The sequence below is a fragment of the Variovorax sp. GW823-FHT02B07 genome, from assembly GCF_058797695.1.
On the sequence record NZ_JBXAJX010000003.1, the window covers coordinates 369,058 to 392,804 of the forward strand.

Consider the following 23,747-nt stretch of genomic DNA (forward strand, 5'->3'; position numbering starts at 1 on the left):
ATGCAACGCGACCCCTCTTCCCCTTCGTTCGCTTCGTCCAACGGCATCGAGCTGGCCTACGACTGCTTCGGCGATCCGGCGGCGCCACCGCTGCTGCTCATCATGGGCCTGGGCACGCAGATGATTGCGTGGGACGAAGCTTTTTGCGAGCGCCTGGCCGGTCGCGGCTACCGCGTCATCCGCTTCGACAACCGCGACATCGGACTGTCCACGCGCCTGAGCGCCGCGGGTATTCCCGACGTGACCAAGCTGCTCGGACAAGCGCTGGCCGGCGTGCCGGTGAGCGCGAGCCAGGTGCCGTACACGCTGGCCCACATGGCCGACGATGCGGTCGGCCTGCTCGACGCGCTGGGCATCGATCGTGCCCACATCGTCGGCGCCTCGATGGGCGGCGCCATCGGCCAGGAGATCGCGCTGCGCCATCCGGCGCGCGTGCGCACGCTGGTGTCGATCATGGCCACCAGCGGCGCGCCCGACCTGCCGCCGCCCCAGCCCCAGGCACTGCAGGTACTGCTCACGCCCACGCCGCTGGACCGCGACGGCTACATCGCGCGCCAGCAGCAGGTGATGAAGGTGCTGCGCGCAGGTTCGCATCCGGACGAAGAGGCGCTCGACGCCGCGCGCGCGGAACGCAGTTTCGAACGCGGCCTGCACCCGGCCGGCTACGCGCGCCAGCTCGCGGCCATCATCGCGTCAGGCAGCCGCAGGGAGCGGCTGGCGTCGCTGAAGGCGCCGACGCTGGTGATCCACGGCGATGTCGATCCGCTGGTGCCGATCGAATGCGGGAAGGACGTGGCGCGCCACGTGCCCGGCGCGCGGATGGTGACCATCGAGGGCATGGGGCACGCGCTGCCGAAGGTGACGTGGGCGCCGGTGATCGATGCGATTGCGGGGCACGCGGTCGTGGGCCGCTGATTTTTTTCGGGCCTCAGGCGGCCCGGCCCGTCAGCGCATGCGCGCCCGATGCGCCGCGCCGGCGCGCTCGACGAGGTCTAGGTCGAACGCCGTCAGCTCGGCGATGCGCACGTCGGCCAGAGCGAGCACGTCGGGACCGAGCGGGAACTCCGGCCCGGGCGCCGCGATGATGCCCATGCCGGCCGCATGCAGCGAGCGGATGCCGTTGCCGGAGTCCTCGACGCCGACGGCATGCTCGGGCTTCACGCCGATCTTCTGCAGCACGTCGAGGTAGATGTCGGGCGCGGGCTTGCCGTGCGCGACATCGTCGCCATACGTGGTGGCCAGGAAGACCTTGTCGAGGCCCGTCACCTTCATCACGTGCGCCGCCAGTTCGTTCGGCGAGCCGGAGGCCAGCGCGACCTTGTAGCGGGTCGCCGCCAGGCGCACCGCGGCGATAGCACCTTCGCGCTCGGGCAGGTGCACCTCGTACTTCGCCAGCAGGCGCGCCTTGATCTCGCGGGCGATCGCGGCCTCGTCCATGCCGAGTCTGGCGCGCAGGTCGAGCCGCTCGACCATGAGGCGCGACCACATGCGGGTGTTGCAGCCCATGGTGGATTCCTGGTCCTCGGCGCTCCAGGTCATGCCGTGGTCTGCGGCGAACTCCTCCCGGGCCTGGCGCCAGAGCACTTCCGAGTCGATCAGGATGCCGTCCATGTCGAAGATGACGGCTTGAATGGTGGTCATGAAAAAGGCTTTCCTTGCGTGTGACAGTCGAATTCAGGGGTCCAGCCGGCGCTGCAGCGAAGCCGCCAGCGTCTGCAGGATCAGGCAGCACGAGGTGGCGCCGGCGTCGAGCACGCCGATCGAGCGCGCACCCAGTCGCGCCGAACGGCCGATGCGGGCCTGCAGGGCCTTGGTGGCGTCGCGCCCCTGCTGCGCGGCAGCGCCCATGGCCTGCAGGCAGGCAGCGAAGCCTGCGCCGCTGGCGAGCGCGGCGGCGTAGGCCTCGCGCGCCGGCACGAGCGCGTCGATCAGCGTCTTGTCGCCGACCTGGGCATTGCCCATCGCCTGCACGTTGGCCACGGCCACGGCCAGCGCCTCGCCGAACAGCGCCGCATCGAGTTGTTCATGCGGCGCGAGGGTGTCGACGAAGCCGAGAAAGAAGCGGCCATAGAGCGGCCCCATCGAACCGCCGATGTCGTCCATCAGTGCCTGCGACAGCTGCTCGAACGCAGCGGGCAGCGACGCAGCGCGCGGGCCGAGCGCGTCCAGGCGCATGCCGCAGCCGGTGAAGCCCTTGGCCATGTTGATGCCGTGGTCGCCGTCGCCGATCAGGCCGTCGATCTCGCTCAGGTGCTGGCGGTTCGCGACGATGGCATCGATGAGGTCCCGCACGACGGGGCCCGCCTCCGAGAGGGCCAGCGTTGCGCCGCTCACCGTGCGTGCGCGCGCGCCGGCGCCCGAAGACGCGGCCGCCGTGGCCACGGCAGGGTTCATGCGGGCGCTTCCGCTGTAGGTGCGGCCCTGCGCGGCGTCGCCGGGCACGCTCAGCCCGACGCTGCGGCAGGGGTGCTTCAGGCAGGTCTCGAGTTCGTCGTCGAGCTTCATGAGGGTCAGCGTCACGCCCATCATCTCGAGCGAGGTGAAGAGGTTGCCGACCTGGTTGAACGCCACCGTGATGCCTTTGGCCAGCAGACGCTGAGCGATCTCTCCGTAGAGGATGTACTGCTCCATCACCGGCGTGGCGCCGAGCCCCGAGATCAGCACCGCGACCCGGTCGCCGGCGCTGAACGGCAGGTCGGGCAGCACGACGTCGAGCATGAGCTGCGCCATCTCGGCGGCGCTCGCCGTCGCCCGCACGTCGATGCCGGGTTCGCCGTGGTGGCCGATGCCGACTTCCATCGTGCCCGGCTCGATGTGGAAGTTGGCCTTGCCGACTGCGGGGATCACGCAGGCGGACAGGCCCACGCCGATGCTGCGCGTGTTCGCGATGGCCTTCTGCGCCGCGGCGATCACCTCGTCGAGGGAGGCGCCGAGCGCGGCCTTGGCGGCACCGACCTTCCACATGAAGATCTCCCCTGCAACGCCGCGCCGCCGCGCCTCGTCGCCCTTGGCGGCCGAGGGCACGTCGTCGTTGGCGACCACGGTCCTGACCACGATGCCCTCGCGCTCGGCCATCTGGCGGGCCATGCCGACGTTCATGTTGTCGCCGGCGTAGTTGCCGTAGAGGCAGGCCACGCCCGCGCCGCCGTCGGCCGTGCGGATCGCGTCCAGGAAGCTCTTGGCCGTGGGCGAGGAAAAGATCTCTCCGACGGCCACGGCATCGACCATGCCGTCTCCCACGTAGCCGAGGAATGCCGGCTCGTGCCCCGACCCGCCGCCGGTCACCACACCGACCTTGCCGCGCTCGGGCGCTCGGGCGCGCTTGACGACGCGCGGGTTGGCGGGCAATGCCTCGACGCTGTCGCCGTGGGCCAGCAACCAGCCCCCGAGCATGTCCTCGACGACGCGATCGGGGTGGTTGACGACACGGTTCATGGACATAAAGCAGGTCTCCTGGGTAAGGGCGGGGCCGGACGCGGCCCGCGGGGTGTGCGCGAAGGGATGGCTCTACAGGGCCGCGGCGAGCGTGGCAGGGGCAGCGGCAGACGACGCGGCCGGCGGCACGGCAACGCCGGGGCCCAGCGCCGCACGCTCCGCCGCGATGAGTTCGCGGTAGGCGGCAAGCTGCCGGCGGGTGTCGTCGCTCGACCAGCCCAGGTACGGTGCGATGCACCCGGCCACGAAAGGGGCCAGGGCCAGCCCGCCATCGGCGAGTTCGATCGACAGGTGGGTGCGGCGCGTCATCACGTCGGTCAGCGTGTGCGCACCCTCGGCGACGACGGCATGCACGAGTTCGGCGACCAGGTAGTGCGAGGCACCGGGCAGTGTCGCGCGCAGTGCGGGCCTGGCCCGCGCGAGCGCCCGCAGGTCGCGCACCCGGTCGCCGTGCCGCTGCAGCAGGCGGCCCGCATCGCCGATGCCCATGCCGAAATGCCGCGCCAGGTCGCCGGCGCTGTCGCGCACCGCGGCCCAGTCGCCGGCCCCGACCAGCGGCAGCGAGGCCGTGGACGATGGCGTGCCCACCCCCAGGGGCCGCACCGCGGCATCGACCGCGTCGGCCGCCATGCGGCGGTAGGTCGTGTACTTGCCGCCGACGACGGTGGTGAGGCCGGGCGGCCCGTCGATCACCGCGTGGTCGCGCAGCAGTGCCGACGTCGAATCGGTGGCGCCGACCGACTTCAGCAGCGGGCGCAGGCCGGCGAAGGTGCCGAGCACGTCGGCACGGCCGACCTTGCGTTCGAGGTAGGCGTTGAGGTTGTCGAGCAAGTAGTCGACATCGGCCGCTTCGGCGACCGGCTGCGACTTGTCGCCGTGCCACGGGGTGTCGGTGGTGCCGACGAGCCAGTAGCCGTACCAGCGGCGCGCGATGATGACGGAATCGGTGGCGCGGGCGAGGATGCCGGTGTCGGACTGCAGCGCCTCCGGCCGCAGCAGGATGTGCACGCCCTTCGCGGGTTGCACCCGGAAGCTGTTGGCGCCCGCGCGCTGCTGGATGTCGTCGGCCCAGATGCCGGTGGCGCTGATCACCGCGCGGGCGGCCAGGCGATGGCGTTCGCCGGTGAGGGTGTCTTGCACCACGACGCCCGCGACGCGCTCGCCGTCCTTGATGAACTCGACCATGGGCGCCCGCGTGATGACCTTGGCGCCGCGACCGGCCGCCGTGCGCACCACCGCGAGGGTGTGGCGCGCGTCGTCCATCAGCGCGTCGTGGAACTGAACGCCGCCGACCACGCGCCGTGCATCGATCGAGGGAATGTGCCGCTTGAGCGCCGCCCGGCCGAAGTGGCGCTGGCGCGGGACGGCACCGCCCTTCAGGCCGAAGAGGTCGTAGAGCAGCACGCCGGCCGCGACATAGGGCCGCTCCCACCAGGCGCGGGTGAGCGGATAGAGAAAAGACTCCGGACGGGCAATGTGCGGGCACAGGACCTTGACCATCAGGTCGCGCTCCTCGATCGCGTGCGCCACCAGCTTGAAGTTGAGCTGCTCGAGGTAGCGCAGGCCGCCGTGAAAGGTCTTGCCCGAACGCGACGAGGTGCCGGTGGCGATGTCGCCCGCTTCGACCAGCACCACCGAAAGCCCGCGCGCGACGGCATCGAGCGCGGCGCCCGCACCGGTCACGCCCGCGCCGATCACCAGCACGTCGGCCACGCTGCGCGAGGCTTCGGCCAGGTCGCGCCGCCGCTGCGCGGGATGGAGCCAGGTCGCGTCGGCCGGCTCGAAGGCCCGCGCCAGCACGGCGGGCGAGACGAAGTCGTTCATCGGATCTCCTGCGCGGCGGCATCGAGGTGGGCACGCCGGATGTCGGCCAGGGCCTGCCAGGGCGCCCTCGCCCGCTGTGCGGTTTCGCAGTACTGCCCGTAGATCTGGTCGTAGAGCGCGGTCTGGCCCGGGTCCGGCAAGGTGACCGCCTCGTCGAGGTAGGCATCGACCCACTGGGGCAGCATCTGGTGAAGGCTGGCGTGGCTGTCGATCGACAGGGCTGCAGTGATGGCCGCGCCTGCGGCGCCGCACTCCTCGCGGTTCGACACGCGCACCGGGCGCCCGGTGACCGACGCGATCATCTGCCGCAGCGCCAGGCTGCGTGCCGCGCCGCCGGACAGGCGGATCTCTTCGGGCAGCGTGCCGAGCGCGGTGTAGCAGTCGCGCGTGGCCATCGCGATGCCTTCGAAGACCGCGCGCGACAGGCCCGCCACGCCCAGCGTGGCACTGAAGCCGCTGAGCTGCGCACGGGCGCTCGCATCGACAAAGGGGCCGCGCTCGCCGCTTTGCGCGATATAGGGGTGGTAGACCGCCTGCGCGGGTGCGGTGGACAGCACCAGCGCATCGAGCCGCTCCAGCATCTGCGCATGCGGCAACGCCGCACCGCCAGCCAGTTCAGCCGCGCTGCCGAGCAGCCGGAGCAACCAGTCGATGTTCAGTGTCGCCGCCATGTGCGAGACCAGGCGGACCCGCAGGCCCGGCGCGGGCATCGCGATGGTGTAGCCGGCTTCGGCGCTCGGTTCGATGGCCGCCGTGTTGTCGGTGACCCAGCCGTGCATGCCGGTGCTGCCGAGCACCGAGCAGCCGACGTGCCGCAGCCCGCCCTGCGCATCGAAGGCCATGCCGCCGGCGCCGAGCACGCACAGCGGCACGTCCATGAGCGGCAGCACCACCGGCAGGCCTTCGGGTAGCCCCGTCTCGGTGGCGGCAGTGCGGGTCAGCGGCGCATGGCTGCGGGTGCCGTCGACGATCGGCGGCAGAAGGTGCTTGATGGCCTCCAGGCCGAGGAGCGCCAGGGTCTCGTCGTCGTAGGCCAGGCTCCTGAAGTTGCCGAAGGTGTAGACGCCTTCGCAGGGGCTGGTCGCACGCACGCCCGTGGCCTTGAAGAAGAGCCAGTCCTTGCAATGCATGGCCGATGCGGCCCGTGCCATGCGCTCGGGCTGGTGCGCCTGCAGCCACAGCAGCTGGCCGCTTTGCATCGACGGGTTGAGCGCGTTGCCGGTGCGCGCGGCGACGAGCCGCGAGGCCGGCGTCTCGCGCAGTGCCTGCACGTGCCGGCCGGCGCGCGCGTCGAGCCACAGCATCGCGGGCCCGACCGGGCGGCCGTCGGCATCGACGAGCCAGGTCCCGTCGCCCTGGCCGGTGGCGGCCAGGGCCACCACGCGCGCCGCCAGGCCGGGGACGCGCGCGGCCAGCGCGCGCAACGTGGCGGCCGTGTCGGTCCAGGTTCCGTCGAGGTCCTGCTCGGCCGCGCCGTCGGGGCCGAGCAGCACGCGGTTCGGCGTGCTGGCCACCGCCACCTGCCGGCCCTGCAGGTCGAAGGCCACGGCCTTGATGACCGAGGTTCCGGCGTCCACGCCGATGATGAGGTCGCGTGCCATGCGCGTCAGTGCCGGCCGCCGAACGAACGGGTTGCGTTCATGGGTGTTTCGCGTGGTACTTCTCGTCCAGCGCATCGATGGCGCGGACGTTGCGCGCCGACGTGCCGTGGGGGTCGAAGTGGGAGGACAGGTAGGCCTGCGCCACCGCCTTGGCCAGTTCGGCCCCGATCACCCGCGCCCCCATGGTGATGACCTGCGCGTTGTTGGAGAGCGCGGCGCGCTCCGCGGAGTAGGTGTCGTGCGTCTGCGCCGCGCGGATGCCGGGCACCTTGTTGGCCGAGAGGCAGACACCGATGCCGGTTCCGCAGACCAGGATCGCACGGTCGTAGAGGCCGCTGAGGATGCCCTGGCAGACCCGGTCGGAGAGATCGGCATAGAAGAAGTCGGCGTCCTCCTCGGGCAGGCCGATGTGGGTCACCTCGAGGCCCTCACGGCCAGTGAAGTGCCTGGCAAGAACCTCGGCAAGGGGCGCGCCCGCGGTGTCCGCGGCAATGGCGATCTTCATGTGCATTCCATTTCTTCGAATTGCTTCGAACCGGCTGCGCAACCGGCGGCGTCGCGTGGCGAGCGCCGCCGGAACCTTGCGGTGCCGGGGTGTCGTGACGTTCCGTGGGCTTACTTGTCCAGGACGAACGGCGAGGAGTACTTGGCGGCGTTGCCCTTGGTGATCAGCAGGCAGTCGAACAGCTGCTTCTCGGTCTTGGCACCGGTCTTGCCGGTTCGGATGAACGAGTCGGCCTGCTGCACGGCAGCGGCGGCGAACACCGCGACGGGTTGGAGCACCGTGTAGGCCAGCTCGCCGGCCTTGACCGAGGCCACCGAGTCCGGCGAACCGTCGAACCCGCCGACGACGACCCCGTTGAACTTGCCCGCCTTCTTGAGCGCGGCGATCGCGCCGAGGGCCATCTCGTCGTTGCCGCTGATGACGCCCTTGATGTCGGGGTGCGCCTGCATCAGCGACTGCATTTTGTTGTGCCCTTGCGTCCGGTTCCAGTTGGCGACTTCCGAGCCGGCCTTGGCCAGGTCAGGGTACTGGCTCAACACCGTCTTGAAGCCGTTCGACCGGGTCGCGGCGTTGTTGTCGGAAGGGGCGCCGACGAGCTCGACGTACTTGCCCTTGTTGCCCATCAGCTCGGCCCAGTGCTGGGCCCCGAGCGCGGCGCCCTGGGCGTTGTTCGACACGAGCTGCGCCTGCGCCAGGCCCTCCTTGTTGATCTCGGCATTGACGAGGATCACGGGGATCTTCGCGGCCACCGCCTTCTGCACGGCACCCACCGAGCCGCTCGCGTTCGCGGGGTCGAGGATGATGGCGACCGACTTGTTGGTGATGGCCGTGTCGATCAGACGGCTCTCGGTGTTGGTGTCGCCGGTGTGCGCGGCGACGACCGCGGTGTAGCCCAGTTTCTGCGCCGTGGCCTTGGCCACCTCGCCTTCGGTGAACCAGTAGGGGTTGGCGGGGTCGTTCACGATGATCGTGATCAGCCCCTTGCCCTTGCCTTGGGCCCATGCCGGGCTGGCCATCAGGGGCGTGAGCGAGAGTGCAGCAAGCAGCGTGCGGCGGGTGGTGTTCAACATGACTTCGTCTCCTTGGTGGTTTCTTCTGGACAGATGCCGCGGCTGCGGCGGACGGGAATCTTTCAGGCCGTGGGCCGTGGCTGGACGGGCACGGCCGGGGTCGCGGCACGCGCAGGCCGACGGCCGTACCGGATGGCGTTCAGCAGCACCGCGAGCACGATCACGGCGCCCGTGAAGACGGTCTGCCAGTAGGAGGACACGCCGATGATCACGAGCCCATCGGACAGGAAGCCGATGACGAAGGCGCCGAGCAGCGTGCCGCGCACGTTGCCGCGCCCTCCGGTGAGCGCCGCGCCGCCCACCACGACGGCGGCGATCGCGGTGAGCTCGTAGGTGCTGCCCGCCGTCGGGCCGGCCGAGGTCAGTTGCGACGACAGGACCAGCCCCGCAATGGCCGCGCAGACACCGGACAGCACGTAGACGGTGACGGTCGTGAATCGCACGGGCACGCCCGACAGTTCGGCCGCCCGTGCGTTGCCGCCGCTCGCATACACCCAGCGCCCGAAGGCCGTGCGGTTGAGCAGCACGGCCGCCACCACCGCGACCATGGCAAGCACCAGCACGCCGACCGGCATGCCGAGGATCTGGTCGAAGCCGAGCCAGTTGAAGCCCGTGTTGCCCAACTCGGGCCGGCCGCCGAGGTTGTTGAAGGTCAGCCCGTTGGTGATCAGCAGCGCCACGCCGCGCGCGACGTACAGCACGCCCAGCGTGGCCACGAAAGCCGGCACCTTGAAGAAAGCGATCAGCACGCCGTTGACGGCCCCGACGAAGGCACCCAGTGCGCAGGTCAGCACCACCACGACCCAGACCGGCGGGTAGAGCACCAGGCCGAGCGCGTCGATCGTCACGCCCTGCATCAGGTAGCCGGCGACGACCCCGCACAGGCCGAGGGTCGACCCGACCGACAGATCGATGCCACCGGTGAGGATCACGATCAGCATGCCGATGGCCAGCAGCCCGAAGATGGCGACGTGCGACGACATGATCAGGAAGTTGCCGGTCGAGAAGTACACGGGCGACAGCAACGAGAACACGGCCACGATCGCGATCAGCGCGAAGAAGGCGCGCCCTTCGAGCAGGAGGCGAACGATGTCGATGCCGCCGCCTCCGCCGTTGGCAGAGCGGGAAGGCAGGGCTGGGGATGGGGCTTCGCTCATGGTGATGTCCGCTCGAAGGGCTTCATTCAGGCAACCATGGCTTCGCCCGAGGCGGCCATGATCATTTCTTTGGTGACGTCGGCGCCGAACTGGGCCGAGATCCGCCCCCGTCGCATGACGACGATCCGGTGCGCGACACCCAGGCATTCGCTCACCTCCGAGGTCGAGAACACGACCGCGAGGCCCTGCCGCGCGCGCTCGGCGAGCAGGCGGAACACCTCGGCCTTGGCGCCGACGTCGATGCCCCGACTCGGCTCATCGAGCAGCAGGACCTTCGGGTGCGTGGCGAGCATCTTTCCGATGACCACCTTCTGCTGGTTGCCGCCCGACAGCGATCCGATGGCCGCCTGGCCGCCGCTGGTCTTGACGGTGACGCGCCGGATCGATTCGTCGACGCATGCACGTTCCCGGGCCGGCGATGTGAAGCACCCGCGAACGAAGGCGCCGATGCTGGCCAGCGAGAGGTTCTGGCCGACGCTCATCGTCTGCACGAGACCGTCGCGCTGGCGGTCTTCGGGCACCAGCGCGAGGCCCTTGGCGATGCGCTGCGCGATGCTCAGCCTCGACACGTCCTGGCCTTCGAGCAGCACGCGCCCGCCGTCGAGTGCGCAACGGCCAGCCACGGCCTCCAGCAGCTCGGTGCGCCCCGCGCCCATCAACCCGTAGATGCAGACGATTTCGCCCGCCCGCACGTCGAGCGACACATGGTCGACGACGTCGGCGCCGGAGCTTTCGGTGAGGACGGCGTCCTCGATGGCCAGCGCGACTTCGCCGAAGTCGTAGCCGCCAGGTGGACTGCCGAGATCGAAGTTCTCGCCGACCATGTGGCGCACGATCCATTCGAGATCGATCTCGGCGCGCGGCGCCTTGGCGGTCATGGCACCGTCGCGCAGCACCACCGCGTGGTCGGTGATCTGCAGTGCCTCTTCCAGGTGGTGCGAGATGTAGACGATCGACACCCCTCGCGCCGTGAGGTCGCGGATCACCTTGAACAGCGCCTCCACCTCCGTCGCCGAGAGCGCCGACGTGGGCTCGTCCATGATCAGGATGCGGCTGTTGACCGACAGCGCACGCGCGATCTCGACGATCTGCTGCTGCCCGAGGCGCAGGTCTTCGACCAAGGTCAGCGGATCGATCGCTTCCTCGAGCTCTGCCATCAGCGCCTGCGTGCGCCTCGCCTCTTCGGCAAAGTCGACGCCGGTGGCGCTGCGCAATTCGCGGCCCATGAAGACGTTGTCGCGCACCGAGAGGTTCGGTGCCAGGCTCAGCTCCTGGTGAATGATCGAAATGCCGCGCTCGCGTGCGTCGGCGGCCGACGCCAGGACGACCGGCACGCCGTCGAGCACGATGTCGCCCGACGTGGGCGTGACCACGCCCGAGAGGATCTTCATCAGCGTGGACTTGCCGGCGCCGTTTTCACCGAACAGCGTCGTGACCTGTCCGCGGTGGATGTCGAAGTTCACGCCCTTGAGCGCCTGCACGCTGCCGTACGACTTGGCGATGTTCCGCGCCGACAGCACGATCGCGCTGTCGGGATGACGGGCGATGCCAGCGGCGCTCATTGCACGCCCAGCCGCACGGGCGTGACGAGCCAGCTCGACGGATTGATGAGCTGGAACACACCGACGACGTCGACCTTCCTGCCGGTGAGCGTGTCGCGGTCGAGCGTGCCGAGCACCTGCGCCTTGACCTCGTTGTTCAGTGCCGAGCCCGCGTCCTGGTAGTCGATCTGGTTGGTGAACTGGCCGAAGGCCACGGTGCCCGTGGCGTCCCGCACCTCGGTGCCGTTGAGGGCCGGCCCGGTTTGCACGCGAAGCTGCAACCCTTGCGGCAGGCCATCGACCGCCACCGTGAAGATGCCCGCACGGCCCTCGCCGACCGTCCCGGTGAACCGGACCGGGAAGATCGGTCCGACGCTCCCGGGCTTGCCGTAGGTCTCGCCCGCGGCCGCCTTGTCCGCCGCGAGGGCCTGCGCCAGCACCGGGGCGTCGACGGCCGCCTTCTCGATCAGGGCCCGAATGGGTGCGAATGCCTTCTTTCCGTAGGCCTCGGCCGAGAACGCGTCGACCCGCGCGTCTTCGCTGGAGCCGATGCGGACCGCCTTGGTGTCCAGCACCATCGCCACGCACAGCAGCAGGAGCGCCGCCGTCCACACGCAGGCCGACGTCCGCAGACGGAACGGTCTGCGCGCGGAAATTTCGAGCTGGGCGCCCATGCGAACCTCCTCCCTGTTGATCTTCTTGAACCTGTCTGCTCCGGTCGACGTTGGCGCTCTACGGGCACCGACTCCGACGACCGGAAGATGGCGGCTCGGTCAGCCGCGCTGACCGGCCTGATGGCGCAGGCACAGCTGCGCGGTCGCCTCGTCGACGATCAGCTCGGTGATCAGGCCGGTGTTGAGCACCGCGCAGATCGCCTCCGCCTTGTACGTGCCACCGGCCACCGCGAGCACGTCGCGCCCGCGCAGGTCGTCCAGCGACGCACCAACCGCGCGTTCGTTCATCTCGCACTTCACCGGTTCGCCGTTCGACGCCACGAAACAGCCGGCGAGCTCGCCCACCGCCCCCGCCTTGCGCAGCGCCGCCAGCTCCTTGGCCGTGACCGACTGGGTGCGCAGCAGATGGGTGTCCGGCCCCAGGTCGCCGACACCGACGACGCAGAGCTGGCACTCGCGCACGAGCTCGAGCACGTGCTGCACGCCACGCTGGGCGCGCAGCACCTGCGCGTCGGCCCGGCTGTCGGCCAGGAACGGCACCGGCATGAAGTAGCACTCGCCGCCCGTGCGCTCGGCCAGCTTGGCAATCAGGTCGAACGGGTTGGCGGCGGAGCGGCGCGTGAGGCTGCCCAGGAGCGAGATGAAGCGCGTGTCCTTGCGATTCGCCGCGGGCATCCGCTCGACCATCGCGGCCAGCGTGCGACCGTGGCCCACACCGATGGTGCGCACCTCGCCGGCGTCGAGCACACGGGTCAGCTGGCGCGCGGCAGCCACTGCCAGCGCGGGGATCGCATCGGTCGCATCGTCCAGGTCGGCCTGGGTGGTCGGGACGACCACGCAGCGCTTCAGGCCGAAGGCTTCCACCAGCTTGTCTTCGAGCGCCATGCACTCGGCAGGCACACCTTCCACGAAGAACTTGATCAGCCCACTCTGCATGGCCGAGGCGATCAGCCGCTGCACCTTGACGCGCGACACGCCGAGCCGCTCGGCGATCTGCTCCTGCGTGTGGCCGCCCACATAGGCCAGCCATGCGGCGCGGATGGAAAGACTCAGTTCGGGGTCCATGTCGTGTATTTTGTGAACATTTGATCTTCAACTGCTCAATTGATCAGATGGATGAACTTTAGGGATTGCGACTGCCCCAGTCAACGAACGCGCCCTCGGTGTTTTCCCGCGCCATCACACACGCGGCGCCCTGACCGGGCGGGGCAATGGACGGGGAGGATGAGACCCGGCGCGAAGCGAGTCGCCCGGGGCTTTCAGCTACTCGCTCGAGACGCCAGTCCGCCTCCAGGCCTGCGCATGGCCCAGGAAAGCGCGAAGCTGCGAGGGCCGCACCGGCTTGACGAGCACCGGCAGGCCGGCCTCGCGTGCCGCCGTCAGCGAATCGCCGCCGACGTCGCCGGTCACGATCAACGCGGGCAGGTCGGCTTCGTTCAACGCAAGGCGCAGGTCGGCGATGGCCTGGAGGCCGCTCGCCTGCAGGCCGAGCCGCAGGTCCACCACCAGCGCATCGGGCCGGAAGCCCGCCTGCAGGCACGCCAGTGCGCCCGCCATGTCGCTCGCGGCGCGGACCTCCGCGCCCCAAGAGGCCAGCAGCCCTTGCAGCGCCTGCAACGAACTCTGGTCGTCGTCGAGCACGAGCACGCGCGCGGCCAACACGGCGGTCGGTGACGCGGCGAGCCGTTCGACGTCGTCCGCCCGATCGCTCTCGGCCGCATCGGCCAACGGCACCTGCACGTCGAACACGCTGCCCTGCCCCGGCTGCGAGCGCACGGTCACGCGCAGGTCGAGCAGTTCGCTCAGGCGCTTGACGGTCGCGAGGCCCAGGCCGTAGCCCAGGCGGCGGTCGCGCGCGGGGTTGTCGATTTGATAGAACTCGTCGAATACGTGCGGCAGGTGCTCGGGCGCGATGCCGATGCCCGTGTCTTCGATGGCCAGCCGCAGCCGGCCGTTCTCGACCCGGCCGCCGAGCCGCACCGTGCCCTGGTGCGTGTAGCGGATGGCGTTCGCCAGCAGGTTGGTGACGACGCGCGTGAGCAAGGCGCGGTCGCTGCGGACCGTAGCGGGGTCGATGGCCAGCTCGAACGTCAGCCCCTTGGCCGTGGCCACGGCCTGGTGCGGCCGGCAGCAGTCGCGCAGCAGCGCGTCGATGGCGAAGAGCGACCACTGCGGGCTGATCGATCCGGCGTCGGCGCGCGTGATGTCGAGCAGGTCGTCCACCACGTCGGTCATGCCGTCGGCGCAGGCCACCAGCTGCTCGGAGAGCGCCTGCACCTGCGGCTGCGTGCTGACCGTGTGCAGCGTCTGCGCCAGCAGCGCCATCGCGTTGAGCGGCTGGCGCAGGTCGTGGTTGGCCGAGGCGAAGAAGCGCATGCGCGCGGCCACGGCTTCTTCGGCGGTCTGTCGGGCCGAGCGGCTGCGCTCGTTTTCGGCGCTCAGCGCGGTCACCAGTTCGGCATTGCGCCGGCGCTGCGCCTGGATCTCGTGCAGCGCACGAGAGAGCTCGCGGGAACTCAGCAGCGTGTAGACGCCGATGAGCGTCACGATCATTGCCATGGCCAGGTGGTAGCTGCCGCCGAACCAGATGTCGCGCAGCACCAGCGGACCGAGGATGAGGCCCACATAGACGATGGCCGAGCGCTCCATCGTCGAGAGCCGGATCGCGCCACCGAGCGAGACGGTGACCATCGTGATGTGAAGGATGGCCTCGGCCTGCGCCGGTCCGTCTTTCTGCAGCAGGACGCACAGGACACCCCACGACAAGGCCAGGCTCTGGCTGCTGGCCATGAGAGGCAGTGCCATCGCCGCGAGGTTCGATCGAAGGCCGGGCCGCAGCGCCCATGCCACCCAGATACCGCCCCGCACGGCCACGAGGAAGCAGTAGACGGCGAACCACGCCTGCATGCGCGCACCGTCCGCGCCCGTCGCGTATTCGCGGTAGCACAGGTACCCGCCGAGCGCGGCCAGCATCCAAGCCCACGGCGTGGTGCGGATCATCTGCTCGACCTGCTGGAGCTGGAGGTCCGAGAAGCGCAGGCACGCGGCGATGAGGCCACGCACACCGAGGTCGCGCGGAGCTTTCAGCGGAGATGCGAGGGCGGCAGGCACCGAAGGCCTCATCGCGGCTCCAGCAGCAGCCCCGCGCGCCGCGCCTGGACCAGCAGGTGGGTGCGGTTGCGCGCGTCCATCGTGTCGAGCAGCGCCGTGATGTGGAGCTTGACCGTGCGCTCCGCGATCGCCAGCTCGGCGGCGATCTGCTTGTTCTGGCGGCCTTGCGCCACCAGCAGCAGCACTTCGAGCTGGCGCGGCGTGAGGCTCGCGACCGGCAGGCCGGTGCGCGAGGCCAGCACGTCGAAAGCCTCGCCACCGGCGGCCACCTCGTCCAGCGCCGCCGCGATGTGCGCTACCGAGCGCGACTTGCCGATGAAGCCGGCCGCACCCGCGGCGCGTGCGCGTGCGGCGAGTGCCGGCTCTTCGTCGCCCGAGATCATCAGGCGCGACACGAGGGGATGGCGGGCGCCGAAGAGGCGCAGGCCTTCGAGGCCGTCTTCACCGCCCAGGCGGTAGTCGATCAGCACGATGTCGGGCGCGCATTGCGAAGCGCGCGCCACGCCCTCGGCCAGCGAGAGCGCGGTCTGCACTTCGAAGTCGGGGCGGGCGTGCGTCAGCGCATGCGCAAAGCCGACACCGAACAGCGGGTGATCGTCGACAAGCAGGAGTTTCATGGTGCCGTGATCCTCGGGTGCGGGCCCGGCCCGCGCCCTCTCCTCGTAGGGCGCCATTGTTGTCCACGCCGGCGCGACGGTGCCGCGCCGGCTTTCGCGAAGCCTCAGTTGCAACGGCCGGCCGCGCGCAGCAGCGCATTGCACGCCGGTGCAGGGGCGGTCGCCGGCCGCGTGGCGGAGCGACGTGCGGACGCGGGTGCGTCGCTCTGGCGCATCTCCTGGCAGATGGCATCGCTGACCACTCGGCCTACGACCGACACCGAGCCCTCCACGTAGCAGCTGTAGACCCGTCCGCCGTCGGTGCGGGCCTGGAAGGTCGTCTGCACGCCGCTGTCGGCCCGGTTCGAGATCGTGAACGCCTGCGGCGGCAGGCCCAGCGCCCGCGAGGTGGTCGTGACGATGGCGTCGTCGGTCACGGCATGCGAAGCGCATCCGCCTGCCAGCGCAGCGGCCATGAGAAGCAAGGGCGAGCACAGGCGCGTTCGTGAAGAAGTCATGCAGCGAGCCTATCGGGACACCTTGCAACGGCCCATAGCACCTTCGGGCAGGTGCCCGAAGGTGCTATGGGCCGCACGCGCAGCCGTCCCTACGATCCGCCCCTCTTGAACGAACAAGCAAGCAACCACAGAAGGCGCCGGGCCCCGGCGCCAGCGGACGAGGAGGAACACGGACATGACGAAGACGAGCAGCTACGGACGGTGGATGGTGTGCGCAGGGGTGCTGGCCCTGCTGGCGGCCTGTGGCGGCGGTGGCGGGGGATCGGGCGGCGGCGCGCTGCCGCCCCTCGGCCTCTTTCCGCCAGCGCCCCCGCCGGCGGCAGTGACGCATCGCCTGGAGGTCGGCATCACCGGCAACGGTCGCGTCGGATCGCAGCCCGCGGGCATCGACTGCACCGATCGCTGCGGCGCCGATTTCAGCGCGGGCACTGAGGTCGTCCTCGCGGCCACGCCGGCCGCGGGACAGGTGCTCGGCAGTTGGGGCGGCGCCTGCAGCGGCAACGCCAGCACCTGCACCGTGCGGATGGATGCAGCGCTCGACGTGACGGCCACTTTCGTGGCCGCACCGCCCGTGATCGGCTGGGGCGATACGTCGGCGCTGTCCGCCGGCGGCGCCAGCCTGCCGAAGACCGCGATCGATGCGCAGGGGCGCGCGCTGGTCGTGTGGCGCCAGGTCGAAGGCAACCCGCAGGTGGACCGCCTGTGGGGCAGCCGCTACCTGCCCGGCAGCGGCTGGACCGCGCCGCAGCGCCTCGAGGCCAACGCCGGCGGCGTGCGCGACATCCGCATCGCCATCGACAAGCCCAGCGGCCGCGCCGTCGTGCTGTGGACCCAGCTGAGCTCCGTGACCGGCTACGACCTGTGGGCACTGCCCGTCGACCCCGCGGGCGGCTGGGGCAGCCCCGCGCTGCTGGAAACCGGCACCGGCATCGTCGGCAACGCCAGCGCGGGCATCGACGCCAACGGCAACGCCGTCGCCGTGTGGTCGCAGATCGGCCCGGCCACGCGCTTCAGCATCTACGCCAACCGCTACACCCCGGCTGGCGGCTGGGGCACCGCCGCGCTCATCGAGACCAACGAGGTCGTGGGCAGCGTCGACGGCGACCCGGCCGTCGTGGTCGCGGGGTCCGGCGAATCGGTCGCCGTGTGGAAGCGCTCCGACGGCAGCAGCGCCTCGCTCTGGACCAACCGCGCCAACGCAAGCGGCACCTGGGCCACGGCCACCGAACTCGTGCCCGACACCGGCACCGGCCACTCCATCGGCGCCCACGACCTGGCGATCGATGCCGCCGGCAACGCACTGCTCGCCTGGGGCCAGGCCGACCTGCCCGGCGGCAGCAACCAGTGGGAGAGCGCCGTGTGGTTCAAGCGCTTCTCGGCGGGCGCGTGGCAGGGCGGCACTGCACGGGTGGGCGCACCGTTCGTCGCCACGCAGGCGTTGTTGAGCACGCCCGTGCTGCGCATGAATGCGGGGGGTGCGGCGGTCGTGAGTTGGGGGCGGCTGGATAACGCGCTCATGGCGGCGACGGCGGCACCGGGGGCGGCGTTCGGCGCGGACCGTGCGGTGCGGGCGGCGGCTTCACAGGCGTTGGCGAGCTTGCCTGCTGTGGGATTGGACGATGCGACCAACGCAGTGGTGGCGTGGGCGCAGGGCAACGGGATGGGGACGAGCGATCTGTATGCGGCTCGGCACACGCTGGCGGATGGCTGGGGGACGCCGGTGGCTCAGGAGGGCACGGACGAAATTGCGGTTTCGCCGGATCTGGCGATGAATGAAGTGGGGAATGCGGTGCTGGCTTGGCAGCAGTTTGAGGCTGCGGCAGGGACGCGCATTTTGGTGCGGCGGTACGGGTCGGGGAGGTAGGTTGCGTGAAGGGGCAAATGGCTTGCCCCCGATCGCGAGCCCGCATGAACAGTGGGCTGATGGCGGAGAGTGTGAGATTCGAACTCACGGACGCTTTCACGTCGGCAGTTTTCAAGACTGCTGGTTTAAACCACTCACCCAACTCTCCGGAACCGTCGATTTTAAGCCGACAGCGCAGCCTTACTCGTCATCGGGCAGGAACAACGTCTGCAGGTCGCTCAGGAAGTCGAGTCCGCGCTCGGTGGGCCACACGCGGAACAGGTCGCGCGCGACGAGCCCCTTGCGCTCGGCCTCTTCCAGGCCGCGCTGAATCGACGTCATCGCCAGGCCCGTGCGTTCGCTGAACTGGGGCAGCGTGAAGCCCTGCTTCAGCCGCAGCGCGTTGAGCATGAACTCGAAGGGCAGGTCAGCCAGCGCCACTTCGTCGCTCTGCGACACGGCCATGCCGGCGCGCGCGTTCTCCATGTACAGGCGCGGTTCGCGATACCGCACCTGCCGCACGATGCGGTGCGCGAAACTCAGCTTGCTGTGCGCACCGGCGCCGATGCCAAGGTAGTCGCCGAACTGCCAGTAGTTGAGGTTGTGCGCACACTGGTGCCCGTCGCGCGCATAGGCCGAGACCTCGTAGCGCGACATGCCGCTCGCGCCCGTGCGCTCGGTGATGCGGTCGAGCATGGCGTAGGCGATGTCGTCCTCGGGCAGCGTGGGCGGGAACTTGGCGAACCAGGTGTTGGGCTCGATGGTGAGGTGGTAGATCGAGATGTGCGGCGGCGCCAGAGCCAAGGCCTGGGTCAGGTCGGCGTCGAGGCCTTCCATGGTCTGGCCCGGCAAGGCGTACATCAGGTCGAGGTTGAAGGTGTCGAAGGCGCTCGCGGCTTCTTCGACCGCGGCGATGGCCTGGGCACGATCGTGCACGCGGCCCAGCGCCGTCAGGTGCTCGTCGTTGAAGCTCTGCACGCCCACCGACAAGCGCGTGACGCCGGCCGCGCGGTAGGCGCGGAAGCGGTTGCGCTCGAAGGTGCCGGGGTTGGCCTCGAGCGTGATCTCGCACTCGGGCGCGAGCTTCAGGCGCGCGCGCACGTCGCCCAGCAACCGGTCGATGGCTTGCGGCGAGAACAGGCTGGGCGTGCCACCGCCGATGAAGATGGTGTGGACGGTGCGGCCCCAGATCAACGGCAGCGCGGCGTCGAGGTCGGCGATCAGCGCGTCGATGTAGGCGGCTTCGGGAAGGCCGTCGATGTCGGCCTCGCTGGTGGCGCGCCACTCGTGCGAGTTGAAGTCGCAGTAAGGGCACTTGCGCAGGCACCACGGCAGGTGGATGTACAGCGACAGCGGCGGCAGCGCAGCGAGTTGCAGCGGGCCGGGGCGCATCCAGTGCAGCACGTCATTGGCCTGGGGGGCGCCGCCGGCTTGGGCGGGCTGGATCGGGAAGACGGTGGCCATGGGTCAGAACCAGCGCTCGCGCATCAGGGCGAGCATGGCCTGCGCGGCGCGGCCGCGGTGGCTGTTGGCGTTCTTCACGTCGGGCGGCAGCTGGGCGAAGGTCTTGCCGAAGGTCGGCAAATACATGACGGGGTCGAAGCCGAAGCCGTTGTCGCCGATGGGCGCGGGCGCGATCTCGCCGACCACGCGGCCGACGGCAATGAGCGGCTCGGGGTCGTCGTGGCGGCGCAGCGCGACCAGCGTGCTGACGAGCGCGGCGCGGCGGTTGACCACGCCGTCGAGCTGTTCGAGCAGCGCCTTCACGTTGTTGGCGTCGCCCTTGGCGTAGCCGAACTGCGTGGCGTAGTAGGCGGTGTCGACACCCGGCAGGCCGCCGAAGGCATCGACGCACAGGCCGGCGTCGTCGGCAATGGCCGGCAGGCCTGTGGCGGCGCTGGCGTGGCGCGCCTTGGTGAGCGCGTTCTCGACGAAGGTGCGGAAGGGTTCTTCAGCCTCGCCCACGCCCAGTGCCGACTGCGGCAGCAGGGTGACGGACAGCTCGGCAAACAGCTGCTGGAGTTCGGCGAGCTTGCCCGCGTTGTTGGAAGCCAGAACCAGTTTCATGGAAAGTCAAAGATGGCTGTGGCGCCCGATGAATGAACGGGCGCCAGTAGCTAGTGGTTGTGGTCGTCGGTCGTTCAGTTCGAAAGCAGGGCCTGCTGCTGCAGGCTCACGAGTTCGCCGATGCCCTTCTCGGCCAGGCCGAGCAGCAGGTTCATTTCGTCGCGCGTGAAGGCCACGCCTTCGGCCGTGCCCTGCACTTCGACGAAGTGGCCGGCGCCGGTCATGACGACGTTCATGTCGGTGTCGCAGGCCGAGTCTTCGGTGTACTCGAGGTCGAGCAGCGGCGTGCCGTCGACGATGCCCACCGAGATGGCGGCCACGTGGCCCTTGATGGGCGAGGTCTTGAGCGCGCCGGAGGCCAGCAGCTTGTCGACGGCGTCCTGTGCGGCCACGAAGGCGCCGGTGATGGCCGCGGTGCGCGTGCCGCCGTCGGCCTGCAGCACGTCGCAGTCGAGGTGGATGGTGCGTTCGCCCAGAGCGGCAAGGTCGAACACGGCGCGCATCGAGCGGCCGATGAGGCGCTGGATTTCCTGCGTGCGACCGGTCTGCTTGCCCTTGGCGGCTTCGCGGCTGCTGCGGGTGTGGGTGGCGCGCGGCAGCATGCCGTATTCGGCCGTCACCCAACCTTCGCCGCTGCCCTTCTTGTGCGGCGGCACTTTTTCCTCGACCGAGGCGGTGCACAGCACGCGGGTCTGGCCGAACTCGATGAGCACGGAGCCTTCGGCGTGGATGGTGAAGCCGCGGGTGATGCGCACGGGGCGCAGCTGGTCGGCGGCGCGGCCGCCGCTTCGTGTGAAAGCAGTCATGTGTCTGGAGGAAACCGAAAAAGAAAAAGAAAAACCGCGAGACCCGATCAGGAGATCAGGTCTTGCGGGCGGCAGAGCGGCGAATGGCTTCGTTGATCTCGGCGATGGAGCGCTCGATGGCGTCTTCGTCGAGGTCGTCGATCTCGCTGTCGGACGGCATGCCGGCCTGGATGGTCGAGGCGAACACGCCGTCGTCGATGGTTTCGGTGGACACGCCCCGGTCGTCGCCGGGCGTCTCGGGCATTTCCCACTCGAGCGCGATGAGCGTCACGTTGTCGCTGTGGGCGCCGCCCTTGCGCAGCGCCATCTCGGCGAGGTCGGGCGCGGCGTCGGACACGGGCTTGCCGGACGACAGGGTGTGCACGATGACGGCGTCGTCGAGCACGCCCCAGACGCCGTCGGAGCACAGCATGAGGCGGTCGCCGCGCTGCAGCGGCAGTGGCGCCGACACGTCGAACAGCGGCGTGGTGGGCGAGCCCAGGCAGGTCAGCAGCAGGTTGCGGTTGACCGGTGCGTCGGTGGCGCCGTGGGGCTTGGGGCGCTCGGCATGCGAGTGGTCGCGCGTGCGGGTCAGCAGGCGGCCGTCGCGCACGACGTACAGGCGCGAGTCGCCGCAATGCAGCCAGGTGGCGGTGGCGTTCTGCAGCACGGCCGCGACCACGGTGGTGCGGGGCGTGTCGAGCATCGCCTTGTGGCTCGCGTAGCGCATGATCTGCTGGTGCGCCGACATGGCCGATTCGGCCAGGAAGGCCTTCACGTCCTTCACGGTGGGGCGGGCCTCGCGCTGGTACAGCGCGGCGATGGTCTGCAGCGCCAGCTGGGCCGCCACTTCGCCTTCAGGATGGCCGCCCATGCCGTCGGCGAGCACGAACAGACCCGACTCCCGCGTGTAGCAGTAGCCCATGCGGTCTTCGTTCTTGAGACGGCCACCCTTGCGGCTGACCTGGAACACGGAGAACTTCATGTCGCTCAGGCCGGTCGGGTGGTGGGCGCGGCGGCGCGCGGCAGGCTCTTCTTGTCGAAGGAGCGGATGTTGTCGATCGACAGGCGCACCTTTTCGCCGACCGTGAGCTTGGTGTAGCGGCGCTCGCCTTCGCGGCTGAGTTCCTTCTGCAACGCAAACACCGACTGCGGGCGCGAGAGCGGGTCGAGCGACATGCACCACTCGACCACCTCGATGAGGTTGTCGGAGTACACGCCGCGCAGGCGCGAGAGCGACAGGCTCAGGCGGTCTTTCTCGATGCGCCGGGGTGCATCGTTGGGCGGGTAGCCCTGCATACAGGCGTAGATGCAGGCGCCGATGGCGTAGATGTCGGTCCAGGGGCCCATCGACGAATCGCGCCGGTACATCTCGGGGGCGGCGAAGCCGGGCGTGTACATGGGGCGGATGAAGATGCCTTCCTTGCTGAGCACTTCGCGCGCGGCGCCGAAGTCGATCAGCACGGCGCGGTCGTCGTCGGTGACGAAGATGTTGGCGGGCTTGATGTCCAGGTGCAGCATCTTGTACTGGTGGACGATGCGCAGGCCGCGCAGGATTTCGTCGAACAGCGAACGGATGGTCGATTCGCGGAACACCTTCTGCCGCTTCAGGTCGCGTGCCGTGACCACGAAATCCTGCAGGGTCGCGCCCTCCAGGTAGTTCATGACCATGTAGACGGTCTCGTTTTCGCGGAAGAAATTGAGCACGCTGACCACCGACGCATGCGAAATCTGCGCGAGCGAGCGGCCTTCTTCGAAGAAACTCTTGAGCCCCAGGCGGTACAGCGACAGCTTCTCGGGCGGCACCTGCGGCGCCAGTTCGCCGGGGCCCCGCGTGGCGAGCGACGAAGGCAGGTATTCCTTGACGGCGACCTGCTGGCCGTTCGGGTCGATCGCGAGGTAGACCACGCCGAAACCGCCCGCGGAAAGCCGGCGAACAACGCGATATCCGCCAATGACCGTATCGGGCAACAGGGGCGTAGGCTTGACCTTTGACATAATCCGGGAGTTTCGCCCGAAGGCGATGGTGCGGCAAGCGAACGCTGTACCGACGCCTCGGTGCTTGCAAGCAAAACCACAGTGAGGCGCAATGCCAGTTTACAGCATGACCGGCTACGCCAGCGGCCAAAACGGCCCCGCAGGCAGCCACTCCGAAGCCGATGCACGGCCCTCCGTCGCGGGCCGGCTCGGGGTCGAAATCCGCTCGGTCAACAGCCGCTTTCTCGACCTCACCTTCAAGCTCCCCGAGGAGCTGCGCCAGCATGAGACCGCGCTGCGCGAGCTGCTCACGGGCAAGCTCAAGCGCGGCAAGGTCGAGGTGCGCGCGGCCATCGAGAACACGTCCCAGGCGGGCGTGGTCGAGCCCTCCGTCAAGCTGCTTCAGCGGCTGAACGGCGTGCAGGACGGCATCCGCGCCTGGCTGCCCGGCGCCCGCGAACTCAGCGTGGCCGACGTGCTGCGGCTGGCCGGCGGCGACGGTGCCACGCGCGGCGACTGGGGCCCCGACCTGCTCGACGTGGCAGGCAAGGCGCTTGAGGCGCTGATGTCGGCCCGCCAGCGCGAAGGCGCCCGGCTGGCCAAGATGCTCGAGGCCCACCTGGCCCAGCTGCGCACCCTGGTGCAGCAGGCTGGCCCGCTGGTGCCCCAGCTGGTCGAACAGCAGCGCAACCGCTTCCTGGAACGCTGGCAGGAGGCCATGGGCCTGACCGCCGGCACGGGCGGCACGCTGCCCGAAGCCGCCCAGGACCGCGCCCTGACCGAAGCGACCGCCTTCGCGATCCGCATCGACGTGGCGGAAGAGCTCACGCGGCTGAACTCACACCTCGACGAGATCGAGCGGCTGCTCAAGAAGGGCGGCGAGATCGGCAAGCGGCTGGATTTCCTGATCCAGGAACTGCACCGCGAAGCCAACACCCTGGGCTCCAAGTCGGCGGCCCTGGAACTCACGCGCATCGGCGTGGACATGAAGGTCCTCATCGAGCAGATGCGCGAGCAGGTGCAAAACATCGAATGACGACGAG

The 23,747-nt window shown here is 69.7% G+C and carries 21 protein-coding genes and 1 tRNA gene; 3 read left to right on the top strand and 19 right to left on the bottom strand.

Features of this window, described 5'->3' with window-relative positions:
- A complete protein-coding gene (locus tag AC1RGU_RS19485) occupies positions 1-915 on the top strand; it encodes an alpha/beta fold hydrolase (RefSeq protein ID WP_492697451.1) in 915 nt (304 codons plus the stop codon).
- 30 nt (positions 916-945) lie between these two features.
- Here the strand turns inward: AC1RGU_RS19485 and AC1RGU_RS19490 are convergent, their stop codons facing one another.
- The 13 genes from AC1RGU_RS19490 to AC1RGU_RS19550 form a co-directional block, all read right to left on the bottom strand.
- The gene (locus tag AC1RGU_RS19490; RefSeq protein ID WP_492697453.1) at positions 946-1,641 is read right to left on the bottom strand and encodes an HAD family hydrolase; all 696 of its coding nucleotides are present in this window, start codon (positions 1,639-1,641) and stop codon (positions 946-948) included.
- Between the two features lie 33 nt (positions 1,642-1,674).
- Entirely contained in the window at positions 1,675-3,441 is a 1,767-nt protein-coding gene (gene dhaL / locus AC1RGU_RS19495) for a dihydroxyacetone kinase subunit DhaL (RefSeq protein ID WP_492697455.1), read from the bottom strand.
- Between the two features lie 66 nt (positions 3,442-3,507).
- Positions 3,508-5,259 (bottom strand): glycerol-3-phosphate dehydrogenase/oxidase, encoded by a 1,752-nt coding sequence (locus tag AC1RGU_RS19500; RefSeq protein WP_492697457.1) that lies wholly within the window; start codon positions 5,257-5,259, stop codon positions 3,508-3,510.
- The gene (locus AC1RGU_RS19505; protein ID WP_492697459.1) at positions 5,256-6,860 is read right to left on the bottom strand and encodes an FGGY family carbohydrate kinase; all 1,605 of its coding nucleotides are present in this window, start codon (positions 6,858-6,860) and stop codon (positions 5,256-5,258) included. Before AC1RGU_RS19505 ends, AC1RGU_RS19500 begins: the two co-directional genes overlap by 4 nt.
- A 37-nt stretch (positions 6,861-6,897) precedes the next feature.
- Positions 6,898-7,365: a D-erythrulose-4-phosphate isomerase gene (gene derI, locus AC1RGU_RS19510; RefSeq protein WP_492697461.1), complete on the bottom strand. Its 468-nt coding sequence runs from the start codon at positions 7,363-7,365 to the stop codon at positions 6,898-6,900.
- Positions 7,366-7,475: 110 nt separating this feature from the next.
- Positions 7,476-8,435, bottom strand: a complete 960-nt coding sequence (locus AC1RGU_RS19515; protein ID WP_070062044.1) for a D-ribose ABC transporter substrate-binding protein — start codon at positions 8,433-8,435, stop codon at positions 7,476-7,478.
- A gap of 62 nt (positions 8,436-8,497) precedes the next feature.
- The gene (locus tag AC1RGU_RS19520) at positions 8,498-9,592 is read right to left on the bottom strand and encodes an ABC transporter permease (RefSeq protein WP_492697463.1); all 1,095 of its coding nucleotides are present in this window, start codon (positions 9,590-9,592) and stop codon (positions 8,498-8,500) included.
- Between the two features lie 26 nt (positions 9,593-9,618).
- Positions 9,619-11,154: a sugar ABC transporter ATP-binding protein gene (locus tag AC1RGU_RS19525; RefSeq protein ID WP_492697465.1), complete on the bottom strand. Its 1,536-nt coding sequence runs from the start codon at positions 11,152-11,154 to the stop codon at positions 9,619-9,621.
- A complete protein-coding gene (locus AC1RGU_RS19530; protein ID WP_492697467.1) occupies positions 11,151-11,807 on the bottom strand; it encodes a DUF2291 family protein in 657 nt (218 codons plus the stop codon). Before AC1RGU_RS19530 ends, AC1RGU_RS19525 begins: the two co-directional genes overlap by 4 nt.
- A 99-nt stretch (positions 11,808-11,906) precedes the next feature.
- A complete protein-coding gene (locus AC1RGU_RS19535) occupies positions 11,907-12,872 on the bottom strand; it encodes a sugar-binding transcriptional regulator (protein ID WP_492697469.1) in 966 nt (321 codons plus the stop codon).
- A gap of 198 nt (positions 12,873-13,070) precedes the next feature.
- A complete protein-coding gene (locus tag AC1RGU_RS19540; RefSeq protein ID WP_492697471.1) occupies positions 13,071-14,918 on the bottom strand; it encodes a sensor histidine kinase in 1,848 nt (615 codons plus the stop codon).
- Between the two features lie 8 nt (positions 14,919-14,926).
- Entirely contained in the window at positions 14,927-15,535 is a 609-nt protein-coding gene (locus AC1RGU_RS19545) for a response regulator transcription factor (RefSeq protein ID WP_492697473.1), read from the bottom strand.
- Between the two features lie 104 nt (positions 15,536-15,639).
- Positions 15,640-16,032 carry a hypothetical protein gene (locus tag AC1RGU_RS19550; protein ID WP_492697475.1) on the bottom strand — a complete coding sequence of 131 codons (393 nt, stop codon included), beginning with the start codon at positions 16,030-16,032 and terminating at the stop codon, positions 15,640-15,642.
- A gap of 205 nt (positions 16,033-16,237) precedes the next feature.
- Between AC1RGU_RS19550 and AC1RGU_RS19555 the strand changes: the two genes are divergently transcribed.
- Entirely contained in the window at positions 16,238-17,896 is a 1,659-nt protein-coding gene (locus tag AC1RGU_RS19555; protein ID WP_492697477.1) for an InlB B-repeat-containing protein, read from the top strand.
- 60 nt (positions 17,897-17,956) lie between these two features.
- Here the strand turns inward: AC1RGU_RS19555 and AC1RGU_RS19560 are convergent.
- The 6 genes from AC1RGU_RS19560 to AC1RGU_RS19585 all read right to left on the bottom strand — a co-directional run bounded on the left by AC1RGU_RS19560 (position 17,957) and on the right by AC1RGU_RS19585 (position 22,725).
- Positions 17,957-18,044, bottom strand: a tRNA-Ser gene (locus AC1RGU_RS19560).
- Between the two features lie 32 nt (positions 18,045-18,076).
- Positions 18,077-19,339 (bottom strand): radical SAM family heme chaperone HemW, encoded by a 1,263-nt coding sequence (gene hemW, locus AC1RGU_RS19565; RefSeq protein ID WP_062476321.1) that lies wholly within the window; start codon positions 19,337-19,339, stop codon positions 18,077-18,079.
- Between the two features lie 3 nt (positions 19,340-19,342).
- A complete protein-coding gene (locus AC1RGU_RS19570; protein WP_492697479.1) occupies positions 19,343-19,942 on the bottom strand; it encodes a non-canonical purine NTP pyrophosphatase in 600 nt (199 codons plus the stop codon).
- Positions 19,943-20,016: 74 nt separating this feature from the next.
- Positions 20,017-20,748, bottom strand: coding sequence for a ribonuclease PH (gene rph, locus AC1RGU_RS19575; protein WP_492697481.1), 732 nt, complete (start codon positions 20,746-20,748; stop codon positions 20,017-20,019).
- A gap of 55 nt (positions 20,749-20,803) precedes the next feature.
- Entirely contained in the window at positions 20,804-21,712 is a 909-nt protein-coding gene (locus AC1RGU_RS19580) for a PP2C family protein-serine/threonine phosphatase (RefSeq protein WP_062476311.1), read from the bottom strand.
- A 5-nt stretch (positions 21,713-21,717) separates the two neighbouring features.
- Complete coding sequence (locus tag AC1RGU_RS19585) at positions 21,718-22,725, bottom strand: serine/threonine protein kinase (protein ID WP_056573330.1); 1,008 nt, start codon at positions 22,723-22,725, stop codon at positions 21,718-21,720.
- A 91-nt stretch (positions 22,726-22,816) separates the two neighbouring features.
- On the opposite strand from AC1RGU_RS19585, the gene AC1RGU_RS19590 reads away from it, so the two are divergent.
- The gene (locus AC1RGU_RS19590; RefSeq protein WP_492697483.1) at positions 22,817-23,740 is read left to right on the top strand and encodes a YicC/YloC family endoribonuclease; all 924 of its coding nucleotides are present in this window, start codon (positions 22,817-22,819) and stop codon (positions 23,738-23,740) included.
- Positions 23,741-23,747 lie beyond the last annotated feature (7 nt).